Here is a 13,272-nt window from a genome sequence, read left to right as displayed (position 1 = left end):
TCGCGTCCTCGATCAGGACGGCCTGCCGCTGATCACCTTCGCCGAGGCTGCGTCGGCCTAAACCAATGAAGCAAGGAAAGTCCGGCCGAGAGCAGGCCCGAACCATATACCAGCCTGCCGAGGCTTTCATCCTTGATCGCATAGCTAAGAACGGCCAGGAGCATCCCTAGGATTGCTATGGCCAAAGGCGTCGAACTGCGCTCGCTCATCCTTCCGATCTTTCATTATGATTTCATTTTGAACCGCCGAGGAGAACCGCGGCCGCGCCAAGCGAGCGACGATGTTGCGGATCAAGTTGGCGCTATTGCGGCGCCTCGCGGCGGAAAGCCTCTTCGAACGGCTTTCACCGAATTGATTTATGGATCGCCGCATGAGAACGGCTCATGCTGCGGGGTTCAGCGGCGCCGAACGCTCCTGTGCGCCCCGGATAAAGTGTCGGATCCGGCGCGGCCCAGCTATGCTGCGAGCGGCCGACGGGCGCGTCGGCGCCAAGCGCGCTACCTCAGTCGTATGCTCAATAGCGACGTGCGCTTGCAAGCCGCAGGGAGAAGAGACAATGCCGAACACCGTTCGCCTCCATAGGGTCCTCGCCACGACGCCGGAGAAGCTCTATCGCGCTTTTATCGAACCGGACGCGCTCGCAAAGTGGCTGCCGCCGAATGGCTTTGTATGCACCGTGCATCGCTTGGAACCCAAGGTCGGCGGCGCCCATCGCGCATCCTTCCGGAATTTCACTACGGGAGAAAGCCACGCCTTCGGCGGGGAATTTCTCGAGCTGTCGCCGAACGAGCGCCTGAGGTATACGGATAGGTTCGACGACCCCAACATGCCGGGCGAGATCCACGTCACGGTGATGATCAAGAAAGTCTCGGTCGGCGCCGAACTGAGCATTGTCCAGGAGGGCGTTCCAGACGTCATCCCGCCGGAAGCCTGCTACCTCGGCTGGCAGGAATCGCTCGAAAACCTCGCAAGGCTCGTTGAGCCCGAGATCAGCGGGTAAGTCGCACGGCGGCGCGCTCGAACGGAGAAGCCCGCCTCACGGCGTCAAGCTGCTTCGTTTCGAGCTCGAACATGACCGTCAACGGCCACACCCCGCTCGGTCTCGCGAGACTAGGGTTGGACAAGGGCGCCTGGGCATCCCTCGCGAATGGGGCCAACTCGAGCGATTCAGCCCTATTTGAACCGAAAGTTCGTTCCTGAAGCAAACTGCCAAGGCTCCAGCTGAATGAGGGTGCCATGCCGTCCGAGCCGCCCAACAGGATTAGTCTGAAGACGGCGCTGTTTATCGCAAACGTTTTCGGTCCCGCGACGGCGACGCATTACCTCTTGCGGGGCCAACTTCACGAGGAAAGCCTGAAGGATCCGCTTCCCGAAGAGTTTTTCACGCTCCTCGCCAAATTGAGCGCCGCCTCGGAGAAGAACCAATCGACCGACGACGAAGAAGGACAAAGCGACGAACCGAACGCTTAACCGGTGGATCGACGACTGCGAACACGGCCAGACGCAAATCGGCGGCGCTCCACGGCGGCCCGGCTGGGCGCCTTCGTCTCGTCAAGGCCTGGAAGAGGCGGACGTTACTCCCAGAACTTTATAAGCTGGAACGGCTCCGTCAGATCGGGCCCTCTGCTCGTCGCAGGGTCGAAATCAAGCGGCCCGCCGAAGGTCAGGCGCCATGACGGCCGCTCGACCGGATGGCCGACGACGCCCATCTGGCCGACGCCGCACACCGCGTCGGTGGTCGGAGCGACAATGGTTCCGGTGCAGGCGCGAAAGAGCGGATCCTGCGGAATGAACGATCCATAGCCATAGGCGATCTGCTGCGACCTGGAATTGAACATATTGAAGACATCGAGCTGAAGCTTCCAGCCCTCCTTCCAGCGATAGCCGACGCGCGCATTCACCGTCCCGATCGCCGGGCTTTTTAGGAAACCGTCCTCGGTGAGCGCGCGGGGCGCAATGTAACGGTATTTGAAGTTGCCGAACCAGCCGGTCGCCTCGCCCAGCTCGAGGACGGCCGTCGCAATGATCGGCGTGGCGTTGACCAGATAATTGCCCGGCGCGTTGCTCTGCCACGCGCCCCATTCGAAGGCCCCTGGCTGAAGCAACTCGCTGTAGAGGTCGGCCTGTTCCTGGTTGAAGCCCCTGAAGCGAGCGCGGACGGCGGTCAGATCGCCCTCGAAAGCGAGCCAGGAGAGGGGGCGATAGTGGTTGGTGAATTCGACGCCGATGCGATCGGCGCCCCGCGCGATCACGGTGTTGCCGCTGTCGCCCTCGAAGATGTTCTCTTGCGCGGTCTGGATGAAGAACAGCGTCGCGGCGCTCTCGAGTTTGTCGATCGCTCTGGTCTTCACCCCGACCTCCGCTCCGGTCGAGGGCGAGAGAAGTCCCTGCCTGCGGACACCGACGTAGCCGAGATCGTCCGTCGCTTCCGTGGCGGCGACGCGCTGCGTGGTGGCGCGGAAGTCGTTGGAATGAAAACCGCGCCCGAAGTTGAGGTAAAAGTCGGTCTTATCGTCCCATGGGTTGATGATGACCGACGCCTTCGGGCTCAGGAGCTGCGCGTTGGACGTTCCGCTGTTGATGGGCCCGGTCCACAGGCGAAACGGATTGGTGGGATCGAAACCGGGGGCGTCGAGGCCGGGAATCAAGGGCGAATCCCAATAGGCCTGGAGGCCCGTGTTGCTGCCCCAGTAGTAATCCCAGCGGGCGCCGACGATGGTCTTGAGCCACGGCGCCCATCTCGTTTTCACGTCGGCGAGCAGCGCAATGCTGCCTTCGCCGACATGGTCGTTGCGGGTCGTGGCGTAAGGCACGCGACGGAAGCTGTCCTGCAGGCCGAGCCTTATGTCGTCGTAGCGCGACTGGAAGCCGACCTTGATCTCGCTTTCCCTGTCGAGCAGGCTGAACTTGATCGCATGATAGGCGTTGCCGCCGATCATCGTGCGGCGGTCGAACTGGCGGAACTGGTCGCCGATGACCGGGTGCGCCAGGAAGTAAGTGAAGTCGTTGAAGAGATTGAGCGTCGAATGCATGGCGAAGGCTTCGACCTTCGACCAGTAATTCGCCGTCTCCTGCGCCCAGCGACCCGAAAGGCTGAACCGAGTCGTGTCGCCGCCGTCTGTCGGGTTGATGCTTCCCCAGCGGGAAAAACCCCAATCCAATATACGCAGCGGGATTTGGTCGGTCGAGTTCCAGCGGTTGGCGTAGGCCATGCCGGTAATCGACATTCCGTCGTTCTCTTCTCCACGCGACCACCGCAGCACCGCATTAATCTTGCGGGCGTTGTTGGGAATGAGCCAGGGGCCGTCGTAGGTCGAAATTTCGCCGCCGCCCAGAATGTCGCCGCCGGCGAACTCCCAGGATTTCATGCCAAAGACGCGGCCATAGTTGAACGCGCCCCCGGTCGTCGAAAAAACGCCTTGCGGGACCTTCCGCAAATATTGCATCCGGATCGTGCCGGCGTTCGAAAAATCGCCATCCTCGACGTTGTAGGGCCCCTTGCGGGCGTCGATATAGGCGAGCATCTCGGGAATTACGAAATTGGCGTCGGCGTAGCCCTGCCCGTGCCCGTGGGTGCGCATATTGAGCGGTATGCCGTCGAGATAAAGGGCGAGGTCGGTGCCGTGGTCGAGGTCGAAACCGCGCAGGTAATATTGATTGGCCTTGCCTTCGCCGCTGTGCTGCGTGACCGCAAGTCCGGGCACGATCTCGAGCGCTTCGCCCGGCCGGAAGGCAGGGATCGTGTTGACTTGACCGCCAGTGAAGAAGCGCTGGCTCGAGGAGGGCATCTCTTTCGGAGGCGCCGGATAAACAATTCTCGGACCGAGCGCCGTGTTCTGCTGCGCGGAGGAATCGAAGCCGTCGCTGGCGTCCGCCACGAAGGTGGACGGCGGCGCAACAAGAGGCGTCGCACGGACCGCGCGCGGAGCACGCGCGACCTGTCGACTCGCCGTGCGCCTCGTTTGTTGTCCGCCGACGTTGATCGTCGGCAACCTGGCCTGAGCTGCGGCGTCGCCGGCAATCATCGCCGCAAGCATTGCACTCGCGGAAACTTTCAAGAACCGATCCGATGACATCTCGCCAACCCCGGGACGACCGCATTTGATCGCCGATTTTTAACGAAAGTCACAGGATGAGCCACCTCCTAGTATGACGTAGGTGTAGTTTCTGCATATCTGTGGCTTTTGAGTGACAGTCGGCTTCGCAGGCGCGGCCCGGCACGCGGAGACCAACCCCGCTCGAGCCAAGCGAAAACCTGTCCCAGGGCCAAAAGCGCCGCTCCCGACGTCTGCCGGCTTTGGAGGATACACACCGGACTCAAGAATGCCGATAGGGGGCGTCCGCGGCGCGCCCACTGCGGCAAACCGAGCGCTCAATCTTCCACTTCTCGAACAAGCTCCTTTATTCTGACGACCGCTTCGGTGCGCGACCGGACATGGAGCTTCCGCATGACGCTGCGGACATGCGACTTGACCGTGCTTTCGCTCAGGTCGAGCTCGTAAGCGATCGTCTTATTGGGTTTGCCTTTCAATAAGGCTTCCACAATGTGATGCTCACGCTTCGAAAAGCTGCTGAGCGGATTTTTGCGGCCAGCTTCCGGCTCGACCTGTGACATCACGACGTTTGCCGGAACAAAGACGCCGCCGGTCAGGACAAGTCGGATCGCCTCAGCGGCGACTGTGAGCGGCGTCGCGCTCGGAATATACCCGTGCGCGCCCGAGCGCAGGTAATTTCTGATATGGCTCGCGCTCAGATCGTCCGAGCAAATGATGATGGGGATCGCCTTGTGGTCCTGGCGAAGCTCACGCAGGATCCTCGGTTGTTCGTCATCTGTATCGGCGCAACCGCTCAGGATAAGCACCCCCGCAGAGGCGCTCGCGCCGTGCTCTCTCCAGCTTTCCAGGTCTGGAAAAGTCAACACTGGACGCGCCAGACTTTTCTGCAGGCACAACGCCAGGCACTCGCGAATGAGAGTCCTCCTTTCGATAACGACGACCAATTCTGAAAATGTTTCCGGTCGGCTCATTTCGAGATCTGCAATTGGAGTCGAGCGACGACTCTGCTCCGAAGCTTCGGCGATCATTTCCATCCCCCGATCTTTTCACGGATTTACGACGCGGCGCGCGTGTGTTCGCTCAGGGGTCCCATGCCTGCGCCGGCGCGCCTGTGGAGGTTGTCGAAGCCTCCGGCAGGAGCAGTCGTCGGTACGACGGCGCTGTTGAGGGTTGCTGAAATAGCTGCGACGATGGCGGTCATTGTCGGCTCCTGCCCGTTCTTGGCGCTTCGAATAAACCGTAGCGGAGGCCGCATGAGGCGTACGTGCGCCAGCGCACGCACAGGCATGCGCGCTCGCTTTTCTGACGGGTAGATCGCTCAACGTTCTCGCTTGATGTGCCCAACCCGCGTCGCCAGCTCGACGAAAGACTGGCCGCCCCCCTCTTCGGAGGAGTGCAGCGCTTGCCTGAGGTATCTTGCGGGGAAGCAAATCGCATCGACGTTGGCGTCGCGCAGCTGCGCGTTTCGCTCGGGATCGGACGCTAACCGTCTTTCCGTCTCGACCAGAATCGACTCAAGCTCGCGGCTCTCGAAAACGCCTTTGTCCCGCAGCGAGACCAGAAGCGCCGAGAGCACGACATAAAGACCCTCTAGTTGGAGATTTGCGGTGTTCATCTTGCAAACGCTTTCCCTTGGATCAACGCGCCGAGAGCCCCCCGACGTTACCTAGGGTGACGCATATCCGTCGTCGCGCGCGAAAAGGAGAGAAACAGGGGCGCTGCGGCAAGACGATGTGAGAAGCAAGTGCAGGCGGCCTCAAGCGTGAAAGTAAAGGCGTGAGCATGCGCGCCGAAGCGTGACAGCCTTTGCCGAGGAGGCTTGGCCCGAGCAGTCCGCCCTCTCTCTCTCTCTCTCTCTCTCTCTCAATGCATGGGCCGGCGTCGCGCGGTTCCGGCGCGGGTCTTCTCTGAAAGCCCCGGGCGCAAGCGGGCAGGCATGCCGCACTTGCCCGTCTCCGCCTGCAAGAATCCGGTCGTCGGAACCAGGCTCTCGAGAAACTTGCGGATGGGATCTCGAACTTCCGAAACCTTTTTCATCGTGCGTCTCCTCGACAGCGACGGCGGTGCAATCAAGTAAGCTAAGCGTCACCCCAACTCGCGGGCGGATCAAGATCTGGGCCTGCAAAGATGCCCCTTCGCGGCGAGATTTCGCCACGACGTTGCCGATGGGTGACAGCACGCCGCGTTCGCTGCAATGCAGCGTCAGATTTTTGCAGAAGCTAATGAAAACGCGCCTAAATGCGAATTATCTCTTGTTCCGCCAACGCGCCGACATGACGCGCTGCGATGAATTCGGATTTGCATTCTGGCGCCTGCCCCTATCCACCGCAGGCGACGACTATCTGGCGCAAGTAACGAGATGCGCGCGTTTCGATGAAGCGTGGCTCAATGAATAGCGGGACGATCGCCTTTTATGAACGACACGAGCTCTCTCGCCCGATCGGTGTAGAGTTGCAATTTGTCCAGGTCCAAAGGGTCGCTCAGAAATTGGAGCATCAGAATATCTCTGTCGTCGAAAAAGGCAGGCCCGACGCCGCAAAAGAAAAAGCCGCGTTTGCGCCCCTCCTCCGCCAGAAGCGGCAGACCCGGATCGTCGACGGGCGCAGAAAGTTGCACCGCGCGCGCGCCAAGGCCGAGAATATCCTGAAAGGCCTGGTTGAGCTCGATTGCTGCCTTTGCGCCCACCTGCTCGAAGTGGATTTTCCCGTAGCCGCGCGTGTCGATCGATACTTTGGTTTTCGAATTCTCGGCGGCCGGGGCGCCAGACTGAGACGCGGCCGCCTTGGCCCCCAGGCTCTCGTAGATCCCGAGCATGACGGCGCGATAGGGTTCAGGCGCATAAATCCTGCGTTCGGGCGGCTCCTTGAGGAAACGGAAGGTCATCAGGTAACTCTGGCGCTGTCCATGCGTCGGATAATTTGCGTCCTTCGGATGAGAGGTTTCCGGAGCCGCGCCAAGCAGGACGGCGCAGACCGGCATGCCCGCCCGCTCGTCGTTGCGCTGAGAGAATGTGTGGATCGTGACTGGTAAGGCATAGATCCCCGTCAAGCCGAGCTTCTGCGCCTCTTCGGATAAGCGCTCTGTCATCTGCTCGAGCAGATGGCGCCCGCGGTAGGCGTTCACCACAACAGCCTCGCCGCGTTCGGCTATAATCGCGCCGGGTTCGCGCTCGAGCGCGACATGGCCGATGACTTCGTCCTTTTCATTTCGAGCCACGACGGGGATCAGCGCGCCGTCCTCAACTTTGCTCCAGTAGCGCTGCGGCGAGAAGACTTCCGTGTGCACGTAATTGTGGCCATAGACGTCCAAAAAACATCGCGCAATCGCCGCGGCATCCTTTCGCGTCGGCAGATCGATACGAACCTCCGCGGACGCCGCCGTGGCGGCCTCTTGCGGAATCGCCAAGTCGAACCGCTCGAGCTGCTCGACTTCCTCCGCGATCTTTCTGTGAAAGCTCAACTCCCATCCATCGATCCCACGTTCACGAATGGAGAACCCGGCGTCAGGCCGAACAAGATCGCCCAGCGACTGCGCAAGCCGAGAGAATCTCGCATGGCCTTTGACGAGGATTCGACAATGAACGTCTCGACGCCAGGACGAGACAATCAGGCTGGCGTTGTCCGAGCCGTTCGCGAGAGCGCAGAGCACCGCCCAAGCACGGAGCGAATCTTCGGCGGTTTGAGTGGCGATCGAGGGAAGCGCCCCTTCCAACAGCGCCGCTTCGCGCACGAAGGCGCGGACGAGCTCGCTGCGGCTCAGCTCGAGCGGCAATCTGATTTCACTGAAGCGGGTCTGCTTCTTTTCCACGTGAGATCCCTCCTGCGGCGCGCGTGATTCGGCCAAAGCTTAGAGCGGCGAAGCTGACCGAGAAAGACGCGCCCTCACGCCGCCGGCGCCAATGCGTCGCCTGACGCGTGGCGAACGCTATCAGCCGCCTTCGAGACGGAGGGAATCTGCCTCGTTTCGGGGGAAGCAGCCTGGCGCAGCGCAGGAAAATTTTCACGACGACTGGCGTTTGCCGGCGACGGCGCCACGCGACATTGGAGCCTGTTTACAAAGTTGCGCGCTACGCTGGCGATTCACCGTCTCGCCACCTCGGCGCGCAGCACGACGACCCGGGTCCCGGCCGGCGTCTTTTGATAGAGATCCATCACGTCCTGATTGATCATGCGAATGCAGCCCGACGATTGGCTTTGTCCGATCGTCCATGGCTCATTCGTGCCATGTATCCGAAACAATGTGTCTTTATCGCCTTGCCAAAGATACATCGCGCGCGCGCCAAGCGGATTGGCTGGGCCGCCGTGCATGCCGAGACCGCTTTGCAGTTCGACGAGTTGCTTTTTGAGATCGGGCCGGCGTTCGACCATTTCCTTTGGCGGATACCAATCCGGCCACTCTTGCTTACTCTTGATCGTCGCTTCTCCGGCCCAGGCGAATCCCTCCCGGCCAACGCCCACGCCATAACGCGTCGCTCGTCCGCCTTCCTCTATATGATAGAGGTAGTGATTGGCCGGATCGATGACGATTGTTCCCGGAGGCTCCTTCGTCGCATAGGCCACGTTCTTGCGAAGAAATGCCGAATCCACTTGTCCGGCTTTGACGGCTGCGACGGTGAAACCGGCGTCCTTGACTTCGGCGTAAAGATTGCCTTCAGGAGGATCGCCAGGCTCCCTCGGCCGGACGCTCTCGGCCGGCGGATTCTGCGGCGCCGCGGCGATCGTGGGGACGTTCGAGACGTGAGTAGACTGCGTGCTGGCGCATCCGGCAAGGGACACGCCCGCCGCTGACGCGAGCAACAGGCCGATACGGCGCGCGACGAGAGACATCAGGCAACAACCCTTTCGGTAAGGAGAGCGGCGCGCGTCCCTGGACACGGGCAGCTGTCGACAAAACCATCTCCGAACCATGGCGCTCGACGACGACCCCTTCGTTCAGCGCCACGCATCAGGCTCCAAATAGACGCCTGTTTATGTGTTGGAAACGCACGTTTACCATATCATCGAAAAGGGAGCCGGCAAATACGTCGGCAAAACGCAACCCCAGGCTCAGGAGAAATGCATGGCGACCGTTGAATTGCTTTCGGATAGCGAGCTCTCGGCCGAGGCAAGAGCCGTGTTCGACGATATCCGCGCCACGCGGAACAGCGACTACGTCAACAATTTTTGGCGCGCCCTCGCCCATGACCCCGCGACTCTCAAGCGGACATGGGAGAATCTCAAGGCGATCATGGGACCCGGCGCGATCGACCCCAAGGTCAAAGAAATGATCTATATCGCCGTGTCAGTCGCCCATGGTTGCCCCTACTGCGTCCATTCGCACACGGCCGCCGCCCGGACAAAAGGCATGTCGGAGGCTGAATATCACGAGCTCCTCGCCGTCATTGGGATGGCCTCGATGACGAACAGACTGGTCACGGCTCTCGGGGTTTCCATCGACGACGCATATCAGGTCCCGTGACGGCCTCGCCGCGGCCGCCATGGTCGAGGTAAACAAAAATTTAACCGCGTGCACTGCAATATCGATCTTCCCCTAGCGGTGGAGCGTGACCCATGACCCAGGAAATGCAAATCGACGTCGCCTTGGCCAATCTGGAAGCAGGGAAATTCTCATTCCGCACTGCTGACGCCATCAGGACCCATATTGAGAAATTGGAAAGGGAGCTGGCGACCGCTCGGGCTTCCGAGCTCGATCTTGGCAGAAAACTCCAGCTGAGAGAATACGCCAACGCCAGGCTCGAGGCGGAGCTGAGAAAATCGAACGCGACAATTCACGCGCTTCTGCGCGCCAATAAACTTACCGAAACGGCTTGCACATATACCGCCGTGCTGGCGGAGGAGGCCAAAAAAAGTCTGGAGGCCTTTGCGCAATACGCCGCCCAATCCTCGAAGCGGGCCGCAATACTGTTGAGCGACGAGAAATTCTGGCTCGGCATGCGCCAGCGCGCTGAGCGCGCGGGAGAGAAGATTGCGGCCGGCGTTCGGGACCTTCAAGCAAGCGATGTCTGGCAGGGCCGCCATCGCGGCATGCAAGTGAACTGGGGCCTCGACGACGTCAAGAAGTTCGTTGCAAAGCTCCAAGCCCGGTAGGCTCATGTCCCGTTGTCGCGCGAGAACCTAAAGATTGATCGTGTGTGGTCCAATCGGTCGCGCGGCGACGCCGGCCTCGACGCTTAGGGTCACGGGAGCCGGCGCGCGCGTTTGGCGCAGCGGCCTGCTGCGTCCGTGGCCCGCCGTTTCCGGGCCCTGACGGCCTTTCTTGGCGCTTCCTTACCCGGCTTCGAGACATAGATGCCGGCGCATCCGCGCGCTCGTCGTAAGGGAGCTTGAGCGATGCCTTATCACTCCACAAACAGGCGCGTTTGGGTTGGACCCCGCCGCCTGCCCGGAACTTTGTATTGCCCGCAACGGCCGTCGGGGCTGATCATCTTCGCCCACGGCAGCGGCTCATCCCGCTTAAGTCCGCGCAATATTTACGTTGCAGAACAACTTGTCGCGCGGGATCTCGCCTGCCTGCTGTTCGATCTTCTGCAAGAGGAGGAGGCGCGAGATCGGCACAATGTCTTCGATATAGCCCTGCTGGCCGAAAGAGTTATCGAGGCTATTGCTTGGGCGCCGCAAGAAGAAGGGATTGGCGGCCTTCCGCTTGGGCTGTTTGGCGCGAGCACCGGAGCCGCAGCGGCTCTGGTCGCGGCCGCCGAGCAGCCCAACGCAGTCGCCGCCGTCGTCTCGCGTGGCGGGCGCCCGGACCTCGCCGGCGCGGCCCTGCCACGCGTCCGGGCGCCGACGCTGTTGCTTGTCGGCGGTGAGGATTGGGACGTGCTCGAACTTAACCGTGAAGCGCTCGCTCTCATGGCCTGCGAGGCGCGTCTCGAAATCGTGCCCTGCGCGACGCACCTTTTCGAGGAGGCCGGCGCGCTGGAGGAGGTTGTCGTCCGAGCCGGCGCATGGTTTCTCGATCATCTTACGGGTTAAGCGGCTCGCGGCGCTAGATCGGCGCCAAACGCCTTTTCGTGATTTCGTCGAACGCCAAGAGGGTTTCAATAAGCTCTGGCATGGCGCGCAGGGGCAGCATGCTCGGACCGTCGGACGGCGCATGGTCCGGATCGGGATGCGTCTCAACGAAGACGCCGGCGACGCCGATTGCGACAGCGGCTCTCGCAAGAACCGGCGCCATGCGTCGATCGCCGCCCGACGCGCTTCCCTGCCCACCCGGCTGCTGCACTGAATGGGTCGCGTCGAAAATGATCGGATATCCGGTCTGCGCCATGATCGGCAAGCCGCGCATGTCGACGACGAGCGTGTTGTAACCAAAACTTGCGCCGCGCTCGGTTAGCAGAATGCGCTGGTTGCCGACGCTGGCGACTTTTTCCGCCGCGTGGCCAATATCCCAGGGAGCCATGAACTGGCCCTTCTTGATGTTGACGGCGGCGCCCGTCGCGCCCGCGGCCAGAAGCAGATCGGTCTGCCGCGAAAGAAAAGCGGGAATTTGCACTATATCGACGACCTCAGCGACTGGTTTGCACTGAGCTTCGCAATGGACATCGGTCAGCAAGGGAATATTGAAACGCGCCTTGACATCGGCGAACACGGGCAGCGCCTTTTCGAGGCCGAGCCCGCGCGGCGCCCGCGCCGACGTCCTGTTCGCCTTGTCGAAAGACGTTTTATAAACAAGCCCCACGCCCGCCGCGGCGGCCATTTCCACGAGAGCCGCGGCGCATTCGAAAGCGTGGTCCCGCGACTCGAGCTGACAGGGTCCGGCAATGAGCGTCAAAGGCAAGTCATTGCCGAGAACGATGTTTCCGACGGTCACGTGGCGCTGCATGCGGGTCCGGGCCTCTTCATCGATCTACCAATGAGTCGACAAAGACTTGAAAATCGACACGCCCGCCGTTCCGCCAGAACCCATGCAAGCGTCGCGTTGCACGCTAGCGTCGCGCTCGGAAGGCGTCAACAAAGCTTGTCCGCGCCTGCGCCCGCCGTTCGGTTTTTTGTGTATGCGACAACTGCAAGCGCAAGGATCGATAAAGACGCCGGCGCGAACGGCGGAGGTTTATCTTCGCAACCTTGTTTGTTCTTGGGCTGAATGCTACTAGCAGGCTGGCAGCCTTGGCTTTTCGCGGCTTCACGAGCCGCCTGGGGAGAAGCGACGTTATGGAAGCGACGTTATGAATGTGCTGATTACGGGCGGCGCTGGTTTCATCGGGTCTGCGGTCGCCCGGCGCTTCATCACGCAATCCGAGGATAATATTCTTGTTTTCGATAAGCTGACCTATGCCGGCAATTTGGATTCGCTCGCGCCCATTGCTCAAAATCCCCGTCACGCCTTCCGGCGCGCCGATATTTGCGATCGCGCCGAAGTGGCCCGCGCCTTTGCCGAGTTCAAGCCCGACGTGGTCATGCATCTTGCCGCGGAGAGCCATGTCGACCGTTCGATCGACGGACCGGCCGCGTTCATAGAGACCAACGTCGTCGGCACTTTCACGATGCTTGACGCGGCGCTCGAATATTGGCGCGCCCTACCGCAGGCGCAAGCAGACCGCTTCCGCTTCATGCATATTTCGACCGACGAGGTTTTCGGCACGTTGGGCTCGGAAGGGCTATTTCGCGAAGACACGCCTTATGCCCCGAATTCGCCCTATTCGGCTTCCAAGGCAGGGTCAGATCATCTGGTGCGCGCTTGGCGTGAAACCTACGGGCTGCCGACCATCGTCACCAATTGCTCGAACAATTACGGCCCCTATCACTTCCCCGAAAAGCTCATTCCGCTCATGATTCTCAACGCCGTCGAGGGTAAGCCGCTGCCAGTTTACGGGCGCGGCGAGAATATCCGTGACTGGCTCTATGTGGAGGATCACGCCGCGGCCTTGATGCTCGTCGCGCGCAAGGGCGTCGTCGGGGAATCCTATAATGTCGGCGGACGCAATGAAAAACGTAACATCGACGTTGTTCACGCCATTTGCGACATTCTCGACGAACTGCGTCCCAGCGCCGAGGGCTCTTACCGCCGACTGATTGCTTTTGTCGACGATCGCCCCGGCCACGATCTGCGCTACGCCATCGACTGCTCGAAGATCGAGCGCGAGTTGGGATGGCGGCCCGAGCAGACCTTTGAAACCGGCCTGCGTCGCACAGTGCAATGGTATCTCGACAATCCAGCCTGGTGGCAGGCCATTCGTTCGGGCAAATATCGCGGCGAACGACTCGGGCGCATCGCTTAG

At 61.1% G+C, this 13,272-nt stretch carries 15 protein-coding genes; 7 read left to right on the top strand and 8 right to left on the bottom strand.

Translation table 11 applies throughout. The features are described 5' to 3' along the window. Positions 1–556: 556 nt before the first annotated feature. Together RVU70_RS11120 and RVU70_RS11115 are read left to right on the top strand one after the other, a co-directional pair. Positions 557–1,000, top strand: a complete 444-nt coding sequence (locus RVU70_RS11120; protein WP_363346220.1) for an SRPBCC family protein — start codon at positions 557–559, stop codon at positions 998–1,000. 236 nt (positions 1,001–1,236) lie between these two features. Continuing rightward, entirely contained in the window at positions 1,237–1,470 is a 234-nt protein-coding gene (locus RVU70_RS11115) for a hypothetical protein (RefSeq protein WP_363346218.1), read from the top strand. A gap of 104 nt (positions 1,471–1,574) precedes the next feature. Here RVU70_RS11115 and RVU70_RS11110 read toward each other — a convergent pair whose 3' ends face one another. From RVU70_RS11110 to RVU70_RS11090, 5 genes are all read right to left on the bottom strand, one after another. Then, entirely contained in the window at positions 1,575–4,058 is a 2,484-nt protein-coding gene (locus RVU70_RS11110; protein WP_363346217.1) for a TonB-dependent receptor, read from the bottom strand. A gap of 314 nt (positions 4,059–4,372) precedes the next feature. Continuing rightward, on the bottom strand, positions 4,373–5,089 hold the full coding sequence (locus tag RVU70_RS11105; protein WP_363346215.1) for a response regulator transcription factor: 717 nt from the start codon (positions 5,087–5,089) through the stop codon (positions 4,373–4,375). 20 nt (positions 5,090–5,109) lie between these two features. Beyond that, entirely contained in the window at positions 5,110–5,256 is a 147-nt protein-coding gene (locus RVU70_RS11100) for a hypothetical protein (RefSeq protein WP_363346213.1), read from the bottom strand. 117 nt (positions 5,257–5,373) lie between these two features. Further along, entirely contained in the window at positions 5,374–5,670 is a 297-nt protein-coding gene (locus RVU70_RS11095) for a hypothetical protein (RefSeq protein ID WP_363346211.1), read from the bottom strand. 248 nt (positions 5,671–5,918) lie between these two features. Continuing rightward, the gene (locus tag RVU70_RS11090; RefSeq protein WP_363346209.1) at positions 5,919–6,092 is read right to left on the bottom strand and encodes a hypothetical protein; all 174 of its coding nucleotides are present in this window, start codon (positions 6,090–6,092) and stop codon (positions 5,919–5,921) included. A 128-nt stretch (positions 6,093–6,220) separates the two neighbouring features. Between RVU70_RS11090 and RVU70_RS11085 the strand changes: the two genes are divergently transcribed. Continuing rightward, entirely contained in the window at positions 6,221–6,451 is a 231-nt protein-coding gene (locus RVU70_RS11085) for a hypothetical protein (RefSeq protein ID WP_363346207.1), read from the top strand. Here RVU70_RS11085 and RVU70_RS11080 read toward each other — a convergent pair. Both RVU70_RS11080 and RVU70_RS11075 read right to left on the bottom strand, forming a co-directional pair. Continuing rightward, positions 6,441–7,862: a hypothetical protein gene (locus tag RVU70_RS11080; RefSeq protein WP_363346205.1), complete on the bottom strand. Its 1,422-nt coding sequence runs from the start codon at positions 7,860–7,862 to the stop codon at positions 6,441–6,443. The two genes, RVU70_RS11085 and RVU70_RS11080, sit on opposite strands and share 11 nt — an antisense overlap. A 272-nt stretch (positions 7,863–8,134) precedes the next feature. Further along, entirely contained in the window at positions 8,135–8,881 is a 747-nt protein-coding gene (locus RVU70_RS11075; RefSeq protein ID WP_363346204.1) for a L,D-transpeptidase, read from the bottom strand. 232 nt (positions 8,882–9,113) lie between these two features. On the opposite strand from RVU70_RS11075, the gene RVU70_RS11070 reads away from it, so the two are divergent. From RVU70_RS11070 to RVU70_RS11060, 3 genes are all read left to right on the top strand, one after another. Next, positions 9,114–9,512, top strand: coding sequence for a carboxymuconolactone decarboxylase family protein (locus RVU70_RS11070; RefSeq protein ID WP_363346202.1), 399 nt, complete (start codon positions 9,114–9,116; stop codon positions 9,510–9,512). A 92-nt stretch (positions 9,513–9,604) separates the two neighbouring features. Further along, positions 9,605–10,141, top strand: a complete 537-nt coding sequence (locus tag RVU70_RS11065; RefSeq protein ID WP_363346200.1) for a hypothetical protein — start codon at positions 9,605–9,607, stop codon at positions 10,139–10,141. A gap of 243 nt (positions 10,142–10,384) precedes the next feature. Further along, complete coding sequence (locus RVU70_RS11060) at positions 10,385–11,026, top strand: alpha/beta hydrolase (protein ID WP_363346198.1); 642 nt, start codon at positions 10,385–10,387, stop codon at positions 11,024–11,026. Positions 11,027–11,039: 13 nt separating this feature from the next. On the opposite strand, the gene kdsA is transcribed toward RVU70_RS11060, so the two are convergent. Further along, complete coding sequence (gene kdsA / locus RVU70_RS11055) at positions 11,040–11,876, bottom strand: 3-deoxy-8-phosphooctulonate synthase (protein ID WP_363346196.1); 837 nt, start codon at positions 11,874–11,876, stop codon at positions 11,040–11,042. Between the two features lie 343 nt (positions 11,877–12,219). Between kdsA and rfbB the strand changes: the two genes are divergently transcribed. Further along, complete coding sequence (gene rfbB / locus RVU70_RS11050) at positions 12,220–13,272, top strand: dTDP-glucose 4,6-dehydratase (protein WP_363346194.1); 1,053 nt, start codon at positions 12,220–12,222, stop codon at positions 13,270–13,272.

It is taken from the genome of Methylocystis echinoides (assembly GCF_040687965.1).
Classification (GTDB): Bacteria; Pseudomonadota; Alphaproteobacteria; order Rhizobiales; family Beijerinckiaceae; genus Methylocystis; species Methylocystis echinoides_A.
The sequence above is the reverse complement of the archived record's forward strand: the minus strand, read 5'-3'. Positions and strand labels throughout refer to the sequence as shown.